At 39.0% G+C, this 18911-nt stretch carries 11 protein-coding genes; 6 read left to right on the top strand and 5 right to left on the bottom strand.

Going from position 1 to position 18911, the window contains the following annotated elements; genetic code table 11:
• Positions 1–19: 19 nt before the first annotated feature.
• A complete protein-coding gene (pssA, locus tag NO991_RS05025; RefSeq protein WP_339978846.1) occupies positions 20–1345 on the bottom strand; it encodes a CDP-diacylglycerol--serine O-phosphatidyltransferase in 1326 nt (441 codons plus the stop codon).
• A 288-nt stretch (positions 1346–1633) separates the two neighbouring features.
• Between pssA and trxB the strand changes: the two genes are divergently transcribed.
• The 4 genes from trxB to infA all read left to right on the top strand — a co-directional run bounded on the left by trxB (position 1634) and on the right by infA (position 4412).
• Positions 1634–2584 (top strand): thioredoxin-disulfide reductase, encoded by a 951-nt coding sequence (gene trxB, locus NO991_RS05020; protein WP_054551466.1) that lies wholly within the window; start codon positions 1634–1636, stop codon positions 2582–2584.
• Between the two features lie 105 nt (positions 2585–2689).
• The gene (aat, locus tag NO991_RS05015; protein ID WP_371351733.1) at positions 2690–3406 is read left to right on the top strand and encodes a leucyl/phenylalanyl-tRNA--protein transferase; all 717 of its coding nucleotides are present in this window, start codon (positions 2690–2692) and stop codon (positions 3404–3406) included.
• On the top strand, positions 3399–4103 hold the full coding sequence (locus NO991_RS05010; protein WP_054551468.1) for an arginyltransferase: 705 nt from the start codon (positions 3399–3401) through the stop codon (positions 4101–4103). Before aat ends, NO991_RS05010 begins: the two co-directional genes overlap by 8 nt.
• Before the next feature lie 90 nt (positions 4104–4193).
• The gene (infA, locus tag NO991_RS05005; RefSeq protein ID WP_002962494.1) at positions 4194–4412 is read left to right on the top strand and encodes a translation initiation factor IF-1; all 219 of its coding nucleotides are present in this window, start codon (positions 4194–4196) and stop codon (positions 4410–4412) included.
• A 171-nt stretch (positions 4413–4583) separates the two neighbouring features.
• Here infA and clpA read toward each other — a convergent pair whose 3' ends face one another.
• The gene (clpA, locus tag NO991_RS05000; protein WP_371351732.1) at positions 4584–6848 is read right to left on the bottom strand and encodes an ATP-dependent Clp protease ATP-binding subunit ClpA; all 2265 of its coding nucleotides are present in this window, start codon (positions 6846–6848) and stop codon (positions 4584–4586) included.
• 71 nt (positions 6849–6919) lie between these two features.
• Positions 6920–7228, bottom strand: a complete 309-nt coding sequence (gene clpS, locus NO991_RS04995; protein ID WP_161804337.1) for an ATP-dependent Clp protease adapter ClpS — start codon at positions 7226–7228, stop codon at positions 6920–6922.
• Positions 7229–7437: 209 nt separating this feature from the next.
• On the opposite strand from clpS, the gene cspD reads away from it, so the two are divergent.
• On the top strand, positions 7438–7653 hold the full coding sequence (gene cspD / locus NO991_RS04990) for a cold shock domain-containing protein CspD (RefSeq protein WP_036968098.1): 216 nt from the start codon (positions 7438–7440) through the stop codon (positions 7651–7653).
• Positions 7654–8086: 433 nt separating this feature from the next.
• Complete coding sequence (locus NO991_RS04985) at positions 8087–10309, top strand: NADP-dependent isocitrate dehydrogenase (protein ID WP_371351731.1); 2223 nt, start codon at positions 8087–8089, stop codon at positions 10307–10309.
• Positions 10310–10407: 98 nt separating this feature from the next.
• Here NO991_RS04985 and NO991_RS04980 read toward each other — a convergent pair whose 3' ends face one another.
• Both NO991_RS04980 and NO991_RS04975 read right to left on the bottom strand, forming a co-directional pair.
• A complete protein-coding gene (locus tag NO991_RS04980; RefSeq protein WP_371351730.1) occupies positions 10408–12426 on the bottom strand; it encodes an ATP-binding protein in 2019 nt (672 codons plus the stop codon).
• Between the two features lie 160 nt (positions 12427–12586).
• Complete coding sequence (locus NO991_RS04975) at positions 12587–18901, bottom strand: M4 family metallopeptidase (protein WP_371351729.1); 6315 nt, start codon at positions 18899–18901, stop codon at positions 12587–12589.
• Positions 18902–18911 lie beyond the last annotated feature (10 nt).

Genomic DNA, 18911 nt, shown 5'->3' with positions numbered 1-18911 from the left:
TGCTTTTTTAATTTTTCGATTAAATAAAGCGTTTGATAATAAAATCAACTTTTACACGTTTAGCCTGGCCCAATAGCTTTTTAACCGACGCAGGATAGTCATTCATCGTTTCTAAGTCTTGTGGGCCTGTTAAACGTCGACAGTGCTTTAATATAGCTTGTTTTTCGTTTTCTATTTGTTCAAGGATATGCTGCTTAGGGTCGTCAATTAAAATACCATTTTCGATATCTAAGCCCCATGCGCGTGGATTTAAATTGTGCCCACTTAATAAGTGTAATCGCTTATCCGAACAAATCCCCTTCAAGTGGAACGAGTTACTCTCGTGCTTCCAAAGGTAAACATTCAAATTGCCATTACTGATGTGGCGTTTTTGTGACTTTAAAAATTTATACAAAATGGTTTCGTATAAATAAGGTAATGCACCAATCTTACTAAACGGCTCACTTGGCGGCAGATAAAAGTCATTGGCAGTTTTATCCCCTACCACAATAGTTACCTGCTTACCTTGCTTTAATAAACGGCGTAATGAACGCATTAATGGTGCAGGAAAGTTAAAGTAAGGGGTATAAAGAACGAGCTCTTGCTCAGTGGTATCGAATAACGATTTAATTAAACGGTTCAGCTTATTACTTCTTCGCCCTAAACCTAAAAATAAACGCACACCCAACTCACCGGCACTGGCTTCTGCAGCGCTTTCGTAACTTGCAGATTTAAGTTCACGCATCAATTGCTTTTGCGCCACTTTAATATCATTAAATTGTATCAGTGGGCGCATATCAATTCGCGGCACGGCAACTGAGCTTAACAGATGTGTTTCTATAAATTCGATGACCGAATTACATAATCCAGCTTGGTGAACTAAGAAGTAACGGTCTAAACGATAACGGTCATCTTGCTGAAGATATACATTATTTAAGCTTGCGCCGCTGTATAATAATGTGTCGTCAATCACAAAACCTTTTAAATGCAGTACCCCGAAAAGCTCTTTGGCTTTTACCGGAACACCATGTACTTTCACATTTGATTGATACTGCTCTTGAAAATCACAATACATGCTGGCATTGCCATCAGACTTAGCTGCACCAATTAAACCACGTTGAGCTCGGTGAAAATCAACGAGTACTTTTACTTCTAACTCAGGATTAGCAAGTGATGCCTGATGTAAGGCAGTCAATATTTCTCGTCCTGCTTCATCATCTTGCAAATACAAAGCAGTAATATAAATTCTTTTTTTCGCTGAACCAATTAAACGCAATAGTTCAGTGCGATACTCTTTTGCATTGGTTAAGACTTGTACGTCTTCTGTAGTCAGCCCAAAAGCGGGCTTTTCCTGCCAAAATACCATAATTGCCTGTTAGTTTAGTTAGCTCATACCAAGAGCTAATATCAAAATTAGCTAAAACATACCAAAAAAATATTGCTTGGTCATGAATTACCGTACTTTGATCACAGAACAATTTGTAATTAGCCTGTTTTATGAGCAAAAAGAGTTATTTAAATTATAATAAGTAAGGATTATTTGACAGCTTAGCGATTTGACTAAAAAAATAATCAGGGCTTTTGTTTACATCCGCCTTGTTTTTCTTAGAATCGGGCGCATAGACATCGTATTGAAACGTTTTTAGGAAAAACCATGAGTGACGCAAAACACTGTAAACTATTAATCTTAGGTTCTGGCCCAGCTGGTTACACGGCAGCGGTATACGCAGCACGTGCCAACCTTAACCCTGTTCTTATCACTGGTATTCAGCAAGGTGGTCAATTAACGACAACCACTGAAGTTGAAAACTGGCCTGGCGATGCACACGGTTTAACAGGTCCTGCATTAATGGACCGTATGAAAGAGCATGCTGAACGTTTCGAAACTGAAATTGTTTTTGATCACATTAATAAAGTTGATGTTTCAAAGCGCCCTTTCACTTTAACTGGTGACTCTGGCACATATACGTGTGATGCATTAATTATCGCAACAGGCGCGTCGGCTAAATACTTAGGTTTAGAATCAGAGACTAACTTCCAAGGTCGTGGTGTTTCTGCTTGTGCAACCTGTGATGGTTTCTTCTACCGTGGTCAAAAAGTAGCGGTTGTAGGCGGTGGTAACACTGCTGTTGAAGAAGCACTTTACTTATCAAATATTGCTGATGAAGTTCACGTTATCCACCGTCGTGACAGCTTCCGCAGTGAGAAGATCTTAGCTGATCGTTTAAAAGAAAAAGCTGAAAACGGTAACGTTGTTTTACATTACAACCGCACATTAGATGAAGTGCTTGGTGATGAAATGGGCGTTACTGGCATCCGTATTAAAGCAACTGATTCTGAAGAAACAGAAAACTTAGATCTTGCCGGTGTATTCATTGCAATTGGCCACAAGCCAAACACTGACATGTTTGAAGGTCAGCTAGAAATGAAAGACGGCTATTTAGTCGTTCAATCTGGTTTAAACGGTAACGCAACACAAACAAGTGTACCAGGTGTATTTGCTGCAGGTGACGTGTCTGATCACATTTATCGCCAAGCAATCACATCAGCTGGTACTGGCTGTATGGCTGCACTTGATGCTGAGCGCTTTTTAGATAACCTATAAATTAGTTGATCTAAAGCACTAAATACTGGGGGCTGTTGTAAAACAGCCCCTTTTTTATAGCTAAAATTTTGTTAAAATCAGAACAAAGAACAACGACAAGCTGATATGATCAAGCAACTGTACCAACTCTCGCCCGAGACTGTTGATTTTCCAGACCCAGAAGTCGCTCTTGATGAGCCCGATGGCCTGCTAGCAATTGGCGGTGACTTATCAGTTGAACGCATTAAAAATGCCTATAACACAGGTGTTTTTCCTTGGTTTAGTGACTATGAGCCCATCATGTGGTGGTCACCTAGCATGCGCGGCGTTATTGAGCTAAATGAATTTCATGTCAGTCGTAGCTTAAAAAAGCATTTAAAGCGTTTTCCTGTGCGTGTCACCATTAATCACGCATTTACCCATGTTATCAATGCTTGCCGTGAGCAACGTATCGATGCTGAAGGTACCTGGATCACAGAGCAAATGATGCATGCCTATATTGAAGCGCACCATCAGGGGTTAGCACACAGTCTTGAGATTTGGCATGAAGATGAACTGGTAGCTGGCCTCTATGGCATTATGCAAAACGGTATTTTTTGTGGTGAATCAATGTTCCATCAAGTCAGTAATGGTTCGAAACTGGCGATGTGGGCATTAGTAAATTGGCTTAACAAACATCAAGCCCATTTTATTGATTGCCAACTAGAAAACCCTTATTTAATCACTTTAGGTGCAAAAGTTATCCCACGTAGAGAATTTTTAACTAGACTTAAATTAGCACACAGTTATGTGCCTAAAAAAGATATGTGGCAACCACAAGAGTTGATTAATATTTATGACTGAGCACTTACCCGCTAGGCTTGGTTTAAGCCAGCAATTTGATTGCAGTTATTTACCCGACCGTCAGGAACAACTACTTGTTATACTTGATCCGAGTTGTTATTGCCCTGATAAATTTGAACAATTATTAGCATTAGGCTTTAGACGCAGTGGCGACCAAATCTATCGTCCACATTGCCCTATTTGTAATGCCTGTAATTCAGTGCGCGTTTTAGCCCAACAATTTACTCCTTCAAAATCGCAAAAGCGCAAATTAAATAAAGCAAATAAGGTTTTCACGGTCAGTTATAGTGAGTACGAACGCGCAGAATACTACCCGTTATATTGCAAATACATCACGCAAAGACATCAAGATGGTTCAATGTTTCCGCCTGACCAAAGTCAGTACGAAAGCTTTTTGTTTTGCCAGTGGCTACCCGTTACATTTATAGAGTTAAGAGATGGCGATAAGTTAGTTGCCGTTGCGGTAACCGACTGTATGACCAATGCCCTATCAGCGATTTATACCTTTTTTGATCCCGACTATGAGCAATACAGTATCGGTAGCATCATGATCATGGAACAAATTAAATTTGCAAAACAACAAGCAAAACAATTTGTCTATTTAGGCTACCAAATCGACGAATGCACTAAAATGAAATATAAAACCCAATTTTTGCCTGCACAAAAGCACATTGGCGACGAGTGGTTGGCGATTTAATTTACAAAATTGAGCCCTGTAGCTTTACTTATTGCAGTATTTTCGGCAAAATCTGCAGCGTTTAACTATTAAAGAGGTGTTACGCTAAACATGGCGAAAGAAGACGTAATCGAAATGCAAGGTACGGTCCTTGATACTTTACCAAATACAATGTTCCGAGTTGAGCTAGAAAATGGTCACGTTGTTGTGGCTCATATCTCTGGTAAAATGCGCAAAAACTACATCCGCATCTTAACTGGTGACAAAGTAACCGTAGAAATGACTCCTTACGATTTATCGAAAGGTCGCATCGTATTCCGTGCTCGCTAAGTTAGTGCGTTAACGAGAGATTTAGCTTTTTGCTGCTTTGAATGAGCAGGTGTGTTTATTACAAAGAGCTAAAAGCGTTTGTTAAATGGTGTTCAAACTAACTTAGTTTTAATTCCATTTAATAAACAAAAAGCCCAGCAATTGCTGGGCTTTTTGTTTCAGCTTGATAAATTAAGCCGTTTCTAAGCTAGTCTCAAAATCAAAGTGGATTTTCTTGTCCTTAATCGAAACCTTAACTGAACCACCATCGGCTAGCTCACCAAACAAGATTGCATTTGCCAGCGGCTTTTTAAGCTCATCTTGGATAACACGTGCCATCGGACGTGCACCCATTGCTTTATCGTAGCCTTTATCTGCCAACCACTCTCTTGCTTTGGATGTAAGCTCAAGATTAACCGACTTCTTATCAAGTTGCGCTTGTAACTCAACAATGAACTTATCAACCACTTGCAAGATAATCTCTTTCTCAAGGTGATTAAACCAAATGATATTATCTAAACGGTTTCTAAACTCAGGTGAAAACACTTTGTTGATTTCACTCATCGCATCATGAGAATGGTCTTGCTCAGTAAAGCCAATTGACTTACGTACAGTCTCTTGAACACCCGCATTCGTCGTCATCACCAATACTACATTTCTGAAATCGGCTTTACGACCGTTATTATCAGTAAGTGTACCGTGATCCATTACTTGCAGTAGAATGTTGTAAATATCTGAATGTGCTTTTTCAATTTCGTCTAGTAGTACAACTGCATGCGGATTTTTAATTACCGCTTCAGTTAATAAACCACCTTGCTCAAAACCTACATAGCCAGGAGGTGCACCAATTAGACGACTGACCGCATGACGTTCAACATATTCAGACATATCAAAACGAATAAACTCAACACCCATACACTTAGCAAGCTGCTTAGTAACTTCTGTTTTACCAACTCCTGTTGGGCCTGCAAATAAGAACGAACCCACTGGTTTATCTTCGTTAGCAAGACCTGAGCGTGATAAGCGAATTGCTGAAGTCAACGCATCGATTGATTGGTCTTGACCAAACACTAGCATCTTCAGGTTACGATCAAGGTTTTTAAGTGTTTCTTTATCGCTTGACGAAACGCTTTGCTGAGGGATACGCGCCATCTTAGATACAATTAGCTCGATATCAGCCACGCCAATTGTTTTCTTACGTTTAGAAACTGGCTGTAAACGTTGATTAGCACCAGCCTCATCAATAACATCAATAGCCTTGTCTGGTAAGTGACGTTCATTTATGTATTTAGCACTAAGTTCTGCAGCTGCTTTCAATGCTTTTTGTGTGTAACGAATACCATGGTGCTCTTCGTAACGCTCTTTTAAGCCGTTAAGAATCTTCGTGGTATCAGCCACACTTGGTTCAAGCACATCAATTTTTTGGAAACGACGTACTAGCGCACGGTCTTTTTCAAAGATATTCTTGAACTCATTATAAGTAGTCGAGCCCATGCAGCGCAGTTTACCACTTGAAAGTAGCGGTTTAATTAGGTTCGATGCATCCATTACCCCGCCCGATGCTGCACCGGCGCCAATGATGGTATGAATTTCATCAATAAATAAAATTGAACCTGGTTTAGCTTGTAGCTCTTTAAGTAACGACTTAAAACGTTTTTCAAAATCGCCACGGTATTTAGTACCCGCTAATAACGCGCCCATGTCGAGTGAGTAGACCACTGCATCGGCAATCACTTCAGGTACTTCTTTGTTTACAATACGATAAGCTAAGCCTTCAGCTATGGCTGTTTTACCCACCCCTGCTTCACCAACCAATAGCGGGTTATTTTTCTTACGACGACATAACACTTGTACTGTGCGTTCAACTTCGTTGTCGCGGCCCACTAATGGGTCAATATTGCCATCAATGGCCTGTTGATTCAGGTTGGTCGTAAAGTTTTCAAGCTTAGTTGGCTCTTCACCTTGCACTTCTTGCACTTCTTCATGAATGTCATCGTGATCTTCACCGCCAATGTCGTCATCTGTTTTAGAAATACCATGCGAAATAAAGTTAACAATATCCAAACGATTAACATCTGATTTTTTAAGTAAATAAACTGCTTGGCTCTCTTGTTCAGAAAAAATTGCCACTAGCACATTCACGCCAGTAACTTCGTTTTTGCCTGATGACTGCACGTGAAATACAGCGCGCTGTAATACACGCTGAAAACCTAACGTCGGCTGTGTTTCTCTGTCTTCCTCAAGATCAGGAATAACCGGTGTTGTTTCGTCAATAAAATCTGATAATTCGACTTTTAATGCGCTCATATCTACGCCGCAGGCGTTAAGCGCTTCCCCAGCAGAAGGGTTATCGAGCAGTGCAAGTAAAAGATGCTCGACGGTCATAAATTCATGACGACGTGTTCTCGCTTCGCGAAACGCCGCATTTAAGGTTAGTTCTAAGTCTTTGTTTAGCATTGGCAACCCCTTACTGAGATAATATTTATATACCGTTGTGACGGGCTAATTAGTTCACCCTACCTTGGTATTTATTCCTGCTCACAACTACATAGCAGTGGATGCTCGTTGTCTCGTGCGTAACGATTAACTTGTTCAGCTTTGGTATGAGCTACATCGGCGCTGTAAACACCGCATATCGCTTTACCATTATGATGAACTTGAAGCATCACATCTGTTGCTCTATCGCTATCCATATTAAAAAACGTCATTAGTACTTCTATCACAAAGTCCATAGGCGTGTAATCATCATTATTTAAAATGACTTTATATTTTCGCGGTGGTTGCAATTTTTGCTTTTCACTATCGCGAACCGTTTCAATAACACCAGAATCTTTCATGCCACTCATAATTAAATATAGTCTTGTCTTTAGAACTCAAGCAAACTTGAATAAAAAAATAAATAAATTGTTAAAAAATAGTCTAAAACACTTGACTGACTGGCTAAATAAACTACAGTCAAATATAGATTGATTAATCATTAGTCAGTCTAGCAAATTACACGGTTTAGAATAACTAAATTAGTCAACTTATAGAAGGATGTAGAAGTATGGCTTGTGGAAAAGTCAAATGGTTCAACAATGCCAAAGGTTTTGGCTTCATCGTAGAAGACGGCAGCGAGACTGATATCTTCGCTCATTACTCAACGATTGTAATGGACGGTTATAAAACACTTAAAGCTGGTCAAGATGTAACATTCGAATTGCAACAAGGTCCAAAAGGGTTACACGCAACGAATATTGCGCCTAACGATGAAATCTCTTAGGTAAAACCTATGCGAGTATCAAGCGAGCGACCTTGTTAAGTTCCTCGCTTACTCTTCCACTAAAATTTATCCTTACACTTACCTTGAAATTCCATTTGTTTACCCCAATTGATTAATTGTTATTAGCCCTTTAGAGCCAAGCTTGTTACACTCTTGTTGCTTAAATTTAGCTTTTTCGTCATTTTGACGTAAGGCTTTTGGCTAATTTCATGATTTGCTTATTTGAGCTATAAGAATTTTACAGTCTGTCAGCTGTGGTTATTTTAATACTTTGTATTGAGTGGCAACAGCTAACAGACTGCTTGCTGTTGTTTTATCAAGGTACCTAAAGCTTGGTAATTCAAAGCTATCTATTGCATTGTTGAATATGGCTAATTAAGGGTTACTGTTAGCAGTCATTACCAAACATTACGCCAACTATCTAGGAATGATGATGACATCAAAAATTATCTATACTAAAACAGATGAAGCGCCAGCTCTTGCGACGTATTCATTGTTACCAATCATCCAAGCGTATACAAACGCTGCTGGTGTTGAAGTTGAAACTCGCGATATTTCATTAGCGGGTCGTGTAATTGCAAACTTCCCTGAGTACTTAACTGAAGATCAACGTATTGATGATGCACTTGCAGAATTAGGTGAAATGGCTAAAACACCTGAAGCTAACATTATCAAACTACCTAATATCAGTGCTTCTATCCCTCAGCTACGTGCAGTAATCAAAGAGTTACAAGAAAAAGGTTACGCATTACCTGACTACCCTTCAGAGCCAAAAACTGATGAAGAAAAGAAAGTTAAAGCAACTTACGACAAAATCAAAGGTTCTGCTGTAAACCCGGTACTTCGTGAAGGTAACTCAGACCGTCGTGCTCCAGGTTCAGTAAAAGAGTACGCGCGTAACAATCCACACTCAATGGGTGCATGGAGCAAAGATTCAAAGTCTTACGTTGCTAGCATGGAAGACGGTGACTTTTTCGGTTCAGAGCAATCAGTCACTGTTGCACAAGCAACTGACGTACGTATCGAGCATGTTGCTGAAAATGGTGACATCACAGTTCTTAAAGCAAGCACACCATTACTAGCAGGTGAAGTAATTGACGCTTCGCGTATGAGTGCTGCTAAGCTTCAAGCTTTCCTTGCAAAAGAAATTCAAGCAGCAAAAGACAAAGGCGTGTTGTTCTCATTACATATGAAAGCAACGATGATGAAAGTGTCTGACCCAATCATCTTCGGTCACGCTGTAAAAGTTTTCTTCAAAGACGTTTTCACAAAACACGCTGATCTTTTCAAAGAGCTAGATGTTGACGTAAACAACGGCTTTGGTGATGTATTCTCAAAAATTGAAAGCCTAGATGCAGCTAAAAAAGCTGAAATCGAAGCGGATATCCAAGCGGTATACGACAACAACCCTGCTATTGCAATGGTTGATTCTGACCGTGGTATCACGAACCTTCACGTACCAAGTGATGTGATCATCGATGCATCAATGCCTGCTGCAATCCGTTCTAGCGGCCAAATGTGGAATAGCGAAGGTAAATTACAAGACACGAGCTTTGTCATTCCAGATCGTTGTTACTCAGGTGTTTACCAAGCAACTATCGATTTCTGTAAAGAAAACGGTGCATTCGATCCAACTACTATGGGTAGCGTACCTAACGTTGGTCTTATGGCTCAAAAAGCTGAAGAGTACGGTTCACATGACAAAACGTTCGAAGTAGCAGCAGCTGGTACAATCCGTGTAGTTGACACAGCTGGTACAACTTTACTTGAGCATGCTGTTGAGCAAGGTGATATCTGGCGTATGTGTCAGGTGAAAGACGCACCAATTCAAGATTGGGTTAAACTTGCTGTTAATCGCGCTCGCGCAACTAACACGCCAGCAGTTTTCTGGTTAGACGAAAACCGTGCACACGATGCTGAGCTAATCAAAAAAGTAAACGCGTATTTACCACAACATGATACTGATGGTCTTGAAATCCACATTTTAGCACCTGTTGAAGCAACTAAATTCTCTTTAGAGCGCATCAAAGAAGGTAAAGACACTATTTCAGTAACTGGTAACGTACTACGTGACTACCTAACTGACTTATTCCCAATCCTTGAGCTTGGTACAAGTGCTAAAATGCTTTCAATCGTACCACTTATGAATGGTGGTGGTTTATTCGAAACAGGTGCCGGTGGTTCTGCGCCTAAGCACGTTCAACAATTCGAAAAAGAAAACCACTTACGTTGGGATTCATTAGGTGAATTCTTAGCACTAGCAGCTTCTTTAGAGCACTTAGCAGTTAATGCTGGTAATAAGAAAGCGCAAGTACTTGCTGATACGCTTGATAAAGCGACAGGTACTTTCCTAGCGGAAAACAAATCACCTTCACGTAAAGTGAAAGAGATTGATAACCGTGGTTCGCACTTCTTCCTTTCATTATTCTGGGCACAAGAACTTGCTGCACAAAATGATGATGCGGAATTAAAAGCACAGTTCACACAAATCGCTGCTGATCTTGAGTCTCAAAAAGACCAAATCGTTGCTGAATTAAACGATGCACAAGGTCCTGCTATGAGTGTTGGTGGTTACTTCCAACCAAATGATGAGTTAGCATTCAAAGCGATGCGCCCAAGCTCTACATTTAATGATATATTAGCAAAGTTAGTTTAATCTCAAACTAAGCTTACGAAAAAGGGTTATCAATTTGATAACCCTTTTTTATTGGACTCTGATCGGGAGCCATTTAGTGAGGTTAATTAGAAAAAACATTACATAAATAAGTGCTCTTTTGCTGAAATAATAGCTTGTTCTATGGCTGTATTTTTAACAGGTTTAGAAACAAACAAGTCCATACCAGCTCGCTTACATGCAGCCTTATCATCGGCTGAAGTATTCGCTGTCAAAGCAACTATGTAAGTTTTATGTACCGGGCAAATTAGTTCTTCTCTTAAAATACTAGTTGCTTCAATACCATCCATTTCAGGCATTACACAATCCATAAATATTAGATTGTAGTTATTTTGTTTGCACTTATTTATCGCATCAATACCATCGCATGCATAATCAGCAGTTAAACCTAACTTTTCTAAATGGGCTTTTAGAACAAAACGATTAATTTGATTATCATCAACAACAAGTATCGACAATGGCAAGGTTGAAAAGTCAATATTTGCGGCAGTAATAAGGTCAGACGTCCGAGCTACTCCCCTTTTTAAAGTTAATTGAATATCAAAACAACTTCCTTTGCCGTATTCGCTAGTAACTTTAATAGAGCCGCCCATGTAGTCAATAAGTTCCTTAACTATTGCAAGGCCAAGCCCTGTACCACCTTTTTTACGCTCTTTGTTTACTTCTTGTGTAAAGGGAGAGAATAGTGACTTCATAAAAGATTCTGACATGCCGACACCACTATCACTTACCCGCAGATTTAGAAGCACATCATCACCTTGTTGCTGTGCGACAGCGCGCAATTTAATATCACCTTGCTCAGTAAATTTTAATGCGTTGCTTAACAAGTTAGACACTATTTGGGTGATCCGCGTGTTATCACAGTAAGTCCAGCACTTATCACTGATATCAATATCAACTTCAAAATTTAAGTTCTTTTCTTGGTATAGCGGTAAATATAACGAAGCAAGGTCAACAAAAATTGTCTTTAACAAGAAATGACATGGCTCTAGTTTCAGCTCTCCATGGTTAATTTTCGAAAAATCAAGAACTTCATTAATAATATTAAGCAATATATCGGCGCTACGAAGCGCAACTTTCAACTTCTCTTCACGCTTTTGCTCAGATTTCTCATAAAGCAAAGTCGTCAACATGCCAGTTATACCATTCAACGGAGTACGTAATTCATGACTTATTTTTGCAAGTAAAATACTACGATCTTCTAAGGTGCGTTCTGCGTCTGCCTTTTGCTTTTTAAGTTCTTCTCGCAATAATACCGATTTAGTAATATCTTGAAATGTACCTATTAATCTTACGCACTTTCCGTTTTTGAATTCAGGTTCACCAAAAGTGGATACCCATATAGGTTTACCTTTCGCTGTGATCAATTCAATTTCGATATTCCACTGTTTTCCATCTTCAATAGCTTCTTTCACAGCAAGCTCAATGGCATCCCTACTTGGCCCTTTTTTGTAATATTCTATGGCATTATCAAGTAAGGGAGTAAAATCTTCTGGTACCTCATGGATCGCTTTTGTTTGTTTACTCCAATAAAGGCGATTTGATGCAAGATCTAACTCCCATGAACCAATCTTCGCAACTTTCTCAACTTGAGCAAGCATTGAGTTCTTTTTTATTAATTTTTTTGATGCTGAATTTCGTGCAAACTCATTTCCAAGCCATTGCGCAAAAAGCTCAACATAATCATGGGCATCATCATTAAAAGGTGGTGAAGGTTGCGGTGCAGAAAAGTTAAGAGTACCAAAGACTTTATTACCTACAAAAATAGGTGCGCCAATATAAGATTCAAGCTTGAAATTCAGATAACACGGATGCTCTGCAATAGTACTTTGAGAGGCTTGATGAAAAGATATCGCTTTATTCGCTGTGAGCGTATGGGTGCAATACGTACCCGATAGTTCAAACTGAGTACCAACAGCAATTGCATCATCTGGAGCAATTACGTGTATGACCGTGTAAACATTATTTTCTACACGACTAATTATCGCAAAATCAAGATTAAATACATCTAGACCAAATTTTAGTAACTCTGTTATTTTCTCTGAGAAGTCAGTATTTTGATCAGATACGATGTTGTGAAATTGGCGCAGAAAGTTCAACCTAGCTCCCTAGTTACACGAATTTTATTTTGCTTTAATAAGCATACCAAGAATTTCAAATAACAACAGTAGTAATCATAATTTATGACTGTATTTAAATTATTTATAATGACTTGCTCCTATTAAAAAAGCCCCTTTAAAAGGGGCTTTTTTCGCTATTTTAATCTCTGTATAGTCGCCTTCTATAAACAAAAGGTAACAAAGCAATGAGAAATACAAAAACGCCACCGCTACTAGATTCAGCTTTATCACTATTGATAGTAGTAGGTACATTTTTAACAGTAACATCTATCGATTGTTCTGTAGTTCCTTCCCCATCCGAAACTGCTACTTTGAATTTGAGCAATGAATCCTCTGAAACAGCTGGAGATTTGAATTTTAACGTTGCCGAATTCGATTGAAGAATATCAGCTTGAAGACCTTGCGTTTGTGTCCAATTGTAAGTTAACGACTGTGATTCCTTATCTGTCGCAGAAACGGTAATTACACCGTCTGCATTCTCATTAACTGTATAACTACTAGCAAGTTCAATAGTTGGCAATTGGTTTACATGCACGAATAGAACAGATTGTTCATGAACAAATTCCTCATAACCATCGTTAATGGTTAAAGAAATTGTCCCTTGCTTTGACTCTGTTAGCTCTGACACTTTTAAGATTGCTATACTTTCATTTTGGTTTTCGATAGTAACTTCAGGTATTGAAATAGACCAGTGATACGTTAGCTCATCTGCGTCGCTATCTGACGTGCCTGACGCATCTAAAACGAAAGTATGCAGCTCTTCTATCGTTTCAGGAATAATAAGAGACAATGTCGGTGCGCTATTAAGACTTTCTTGGGCAAGTTTTGCGACAACTTCAACAAAACCATTTTTCTCGCCGTCTAAGTCAAATTCACTACCATCTTCAATCCTAATCACAGAACAATTACTGCACTCAGCACTAAACTCGCTGCTTGCAATTATCTCTACCGATTTCCAACCACTCAACGTTAGTACGCGTGCTTGTAGCTCATCGCTCAATAAAGCGTTTTCAAGCATTGGTAAAGCAAGGTCTACTGATTCTGTGCGCTGAGCGAGCTCAACATTGATGTTTATCATGTCACTCTTCAACTGGAAATGAGGATCTTCAACCCTCATCTCGGTGAAGGCATCAAGCAGTTGGCCCTCAGAGACATTCATATTTTCTATGAAGTGCTCACTGTGAGTGCGAATAACGTCACCTGCTCTGATGATATGGAAAACATTGTTCGTATATACATAAGAGTCAGATGCGAGTACCCCTTTCGAGGTGTTTGCTGAATTATCTAAGAAATCAACAATCCCATCGCCATCACTGTCGCCGATCCACTCTACAATATCAGGGATATTATCACCATCGGTGTCGACGCTTTCATCATCAAAGTTAACATTATTAATTAATGGCACGGTCTCAGTTTTAGTCAGAACCGACTCTCCATTTTGTAAAATGTCATACTGTAAGGTAATGTCTCCTTGCCAAGTATCTTCAATACCAAAATAGCCACTCCAAATTGATGTGTCATACATATACACGTCAACTTCATTGATGACTTGTTCACCAAATAATAATGTTACTTTTAGCTCTAAACTTTCATAATTTGAAAAGCCATATACTTGAATAGAAAGGTCGGCGCTATTCCCTTTGACCAAACTTGCCATTTTCTTACCATTTTGTTTATAAGTGGCACTGATAGTACGTGGAGCATCTTCATCTAGATGAATTATTTCAGATTTACTAAGCTCACCTGTATAACCGCCGTCGTATACTTCAAGCTCAATTGAATCAACTGACGAGTCAAGCGTATTTCCTAATACTACATTCTTGATCCCTTCGATACTGTAGTCACTAAAATAGTGGCTATAATTGCCAGCAGTTAAATTCAAGCCCAAGTAGCCATTTAACGGCTTACCTCTTACATTAAGCGCAACTACAGGCAGAACATTTCGATAAGCATAGGTATAAGGCTGAATATCAATACGAGGATTTATATGTAGGTTTATTGTGCCTGAGGCTGTATTACCTGCATTATCGCTTGCCGTAATATCTAAAGAGTAACGCCCTGATTCAAATTCTATATCTAGCCCTGATCCGACAGTTATTTCTTTGATGCCTGATACCCTATCAAAAACAATAAATTGCTCTAGCAAGGTTTCAAACAATTGTTCTTCAGTAAATTCGCCGTTCATAGCGACGACATCGTTTCGGATGGTTGGAGCCGTCGTATCAGTAACAAAGAATGTTTGCACAGCTCTTGCGCTATTCCCTGCAATATCTTCAGCGACCCAAGTTACTTGATTCTCGCCATATACTAGCGTTCTAGATAAAGGGTATACCTCAACTGCTGCTCTATTGTTATCAGTAACCTCAGGATAAAGACTTCTAGGAATAGATGTGTTTTCATAGACACCTTCAATTGTCACAGCTGTCAAATCAGAGAAAACAGGTGGTAAATTTTCTCCTAAATTTGGATCATCTGGATGACTATCCTCACTATCAACCACACCATCTGAATCAGTATCTTCAGCTGTTGGGTTTGACCCTATTTCAAATTCAGTTAAGTTAGTCAAACCATCTCTGTCTAAATCTTGACTTGCATCGTATGAGTCAAGAACATTTAAGCCAAATTGATACTCCCAAAAATCTGGAATGCCGTCATTGTCGGTATCTAAACGAGTATCAACCTCTGTAACCCACATAACTCTATCAATAAAGAATGGATCATAGCGGTAAAAATCAGCATCAACTAGATTAAGTTTTATGACGTTGAAGCCATCAGTGACAGGTATTAGTAAACGAGACTCATTATATTGAACCTGAATGTTTTCGTTGTTTAGTTGAACATTAAAGCGGTCATATTTGTTAACTCTATAGTCAATTGTGATAAAACCCTGCTCAAACAAGCCAGCAATAGCAAAACCTGCATTTACTTCTGTATAATTTTCGCCATCAAACTTAGGATTGAAAGAAAGGCTATTCACTCCGTTAGAAGACCAAGTATCACTTGAAATCCAGTCAACATTATTTGCTGCTAACACCGTAAAGCGGTTAGGTAATCCTGCACTTTCAAAGCTTTCGAAAAGGTTATTAATTGCTGAAGGCGTTGAAGCGTATTCTGAAGGCGAGCTTTGTGCATAATACTCTTGTACGTCTGTATAACCATCTTCATCTAAATCAGCACCAGTAACATTTGCATTAATCGGTGAGGTCATAAGTACATTTACTTCGTAACCGTCAGGTAGTTCATCTCCATCACTATCCGAAAGCCTAGGATCTGTTCCAATACCATACTCTTGCAGAGCTGTTAATGCGTCATTATCGTAGTCAGAAGATGCATCATTAGCATCAGTTAAATTAAGCCCATTTTCAACTTCCCAAAAATCTGGCAACCCATCACTATCTGTATCAGCATCGCTCGTTTTAGCAATAAACTTAAAATTATCTAGCCAAACAGCATCCTCTCCAGTAGATATTGATCCATCTTTTGAATATGAAAACTCAATAACGTTAACACCTTCGGGGATTTTAACTATTACCGACCCTTCTTTAGTCCCAGCGATCCACTCAATATCACTGTTTGAACCATTTATTTTCATTATAAAAGAGTCGCAACATTCTTCAGACTCTATTTTATAGTCAAATACAAGGTATGCTTCAGCGAAGACGCCTGTAGCACTGAATGAGCTCATTTGACCATCTGAGATTTTACCGGAGCGAATGCTTTGCGAACCATCTGTAGCAAAACTATTATCAATGTACCAATCTGCGTTGTTCTCTGATGAATGGTTAAACCATTGAGGTAGTTGAGAGTCTTCAAATGAACTAGTTAGATTCAATTGCTCTGGAAATGACTCTGCATCCTGCGGATCAGTTTGTAACTGAAACTCGGTAAAGTTGCTAAATCCATCGTTATCACTATCAAGCATAGCATCAGTAGAGTCTGTTAAATTTAGACCATACTCATATTCCCAGCCGTCTGGAATTTGGTCTCCATCTGTATCAAGGTTATTGGGGTCTCCCTGATGTAAAAACTCATTTAGATTACTCAAACCGTCATTATCATTATCTAGTAATGCATCATCTGGATTTGAAGGATCTAAGCCGTGCACAACTTCCCAAGAGTCAGGTATTGAATCACCATCATTATCAGCAAACTCATTACTGATATAAATGTTATCAATGAAGACAGCATCTAAACCTGATGATACAGAACCATCTTTAATATAAGCGAATTTAAGTGTATTTAAGCCTACAGGAATGACCTGCTCGAAAGAGCGCCAATCGGTAATACCAGAATCAATAACAATTAATTGCTCGTTTAGGTATACATACAAATGGTCAAAACCTGCTTCTGTAGAAAGTTTATAAATGAAACTTAAATACTTAGTCTGGTCTGTTACAAAGCTGTATTCAAAACTAGTTGCTTGACTATCGTCAATATCATTATTAGCCAAAGAGAAGCTATAGCTTTCATCTATTTGTGACGTTATCCATGACGTAGAAGGATCTGTAAAATTAAAACTTTCAGGAACAAGATTATCGTTAAAGTTAAAAGAGATTGTTGCAGGAATTGAAGGCGTAGAATCAGCATCCGTTGGGTCTGAACCTAATAAAAATTCAATTAGGTTAGTGAAGCTATCTTGATCTAAGTCACTTTGTGCATCTGCACTGTCTAGTGGATCTAACGAAAAATTGACTTCCCAACCATCTGTCATTCTGTCGTTATCAGAATCTGGATTAGTTAAGCTCGTTTGATATTCATGATGTTCTTGATAGTCCGTTAGGCCATCGTCATCTGTATCAGAATTATTTGGCAACGAATTTAAACTGTATTCTTCTAGGTTGGTCAATCCATCTTCATCAAGGTCACCTGAGGCATCTGTAGGGTCTGAAGAGTCGAGTGAGTATAACAGCTCCCAGTTGTCATCCATTCCATCGTTATCATTATCAATGAATTGAATATTATTACATACAACACCTACCGTATTGAATGCATCAACAACATCATTTGCCGCATAACCTAAATCAATGGCACTGTTTATTGCACCACATGCTCCATCGATAAAGTCAGTTGAATTAACCCAATAATTTTGGTTTGCGTAAAGCATAATTTGAAAAGCTTTTCGCGGATCCCACTCAGGCTTATTTGCAAGTAAATAAAATGCTCTGTTAAATACACCACTACTGTAATGGACATCAATACCAGAATAAAACTCTGATGCATGGTCTATTGAAATACCATCATTTGACGGTGTTTCAAAATAACGCAATGCAGTTCTATTTTTTGTGATGTCGGCACCCGACAACCAATCTGTAGTGCCTCTGACAAAGTATTCAGCAGTTTCACCAGCCATGTCTGAAAAAGATTCATTTATCCCGCCTGATTGGTCAAAATAAAATAAATTAGAATTTTGTTCTGTTACACCATGACTTACCTCGTGAGATACAATATCCAAAGATACTAGTGGGTAAAAGCTATCAGCACCATCACCAAAACTCATCGCAGAGCCATTCCAGGTGGCGTTTTCCCATCCATCTCCTTGGTGAACACGCAGTAATAATTTAAAGGTCAGGGGCGCCGTGTTGTACCATTGCTCATACATATCAAACACTGAGGTACCAAATGCATGCGCATCGTTTAAAGGCGAATAGGCACCATTGACCTCTTTGTGAGTATTTCGATCACACGGGAATGAAAACGCAGATGATGGCTCACTGCCTGACTCCATCGAAACAGTTTTCACTTTATCATTCTCTAAAAAGCATGTTTCTCCTACTTGAGAAACTGCAAAGGCAGGATAATCTTCGCCATATTCATAACGGCCAACTTTCTCATTCCCCCCAGGACCCATCGCCTGTGTGTGCTTAATATTATTCCACGCTTTATACACTTCATAAGTATTTTCATTGATGATAGCTGAAGGCTTTGACTCATGTTCGGCATTTAAAATTTCAAGTTCAATTAAATATGCGTAATGAGCTTTATCATCCTTAACATAAATATAACGTTCTGATTTTATAAGCTTATATGGCAAGTCTAATGACAATTTAGCAGCTTCAAGTACTGCGTTAACTGCAGTATCTAAATCAAATTGATTGTTCGCTCTTAATTGTAATTGCGCATCATTGATGCCGGTCGCAAAAAAGCCACTCATGTGCTGTGACTTCTCTTGAACACGAATTTGCTGACCCCAAATAGGAATACCAGAGTAATACTGCTGCAGAATTTTATTTGATGAGCTTTTTCTTAACACACTATTAGAGTGTTGGTGAGTAGAAGTAATTTCTTCAAAATAAGAGCCTTTTATTTGGCTTTTTTGAAGAGTCTGATTCATTAACAACAGGTTTTGAAGTTGAGGCTTGTTAGATGGACTTACCCTTTCGACTGTTGCAGCTTGAAGAGAGTATGCACTGAACATACTAAAAACTGCAGCACCTGCAATTAATCCCTTATGCATAATAGTTCCT

This window comes from Pseudoalteromonas sp. DY56-GL22 (genome assembly GCF_041414715.1).
GTDB lineage: Bacteria > Pseudomonadota > Gammaproteobacteria > Enterobacterales > Alteromonadaceae > Pseudoalteromonas > Pseudoalteromonas simplex.
This window is presented reverse-complemented; position numbering and strand designations above follow the sequence as displayed.

Excerpts from the sequence above, each read along its gene's own strand:
- pssA (WP_339978846.1), bottom strand. The coding sequence starts at position 1,345 with ATGGTATTTTGGCAGGAAAAGCCCGCTTTTGGGCTGACTACAGAAGAC.
- trxB (WP_054551466.1), top strand. The coding sequence starts at position 1,634 with ATGAGTGACGCAAAACACTGTAAACTATTAATCTTAGGTTCTGGCCCA.
- aat (WP_371351733.1), top strand. The coding sequence starts at position 2,690 with ATGATCAAGCAACTGTACCAACTCTCGCCCGAGACTGTTGATTTTCCA.
- NO991_RS05010 (WP_054551468.1), top strand. The coding sequence starts at position 3,399 with ATGACTGAGCACTTACCCGCTAGGCTTGGTTTAAGCCAGCAATTTGAT.
- infA (WP_002962494.1), top strand. The coding sequence starts at position 4,194 with ATGGCGAAAGAAGACGTAATCGAAATGCAAGGTACGGTCCTTGATACT.
- clpA (WP_371351732.1), bottom strand. The coding sequence starts at position 6,848 with ATGCTAAACAAAGACTTAGAACTAACCTTAAATGCGGCGTTTCGCGAA.
- clpS (WP_161804337.1), bottom strand. The coding sequence starts at position 7,228 with ATGAAAGATTCTGGTGTTATTGAAACGGTTCGCGATAGTGAAAAGCAA.
- cspD (WP_036968098.1), top strand. The coding sequence starts at position 7,438 with ATGGCTTGTGGAAAAGTCAAATGGTTCAACAATGCCAAAGGTTTTGGC.
- NO991_RS04985 (WP_371351731.1), top strand. The coding sequence starts at position 8,087 with ATGACATCAAAAATTATCTATACTAAAACAGATGAAGCGCCAGCTCTT.
- NO991_RS04975 (WP_371351729.1), bottom strand. The coding sequence starts at position 18,901 with ATGCATAAGGGATTAATTGCAGGTGCTGCAGTTTTTAGTATGTTCAGT.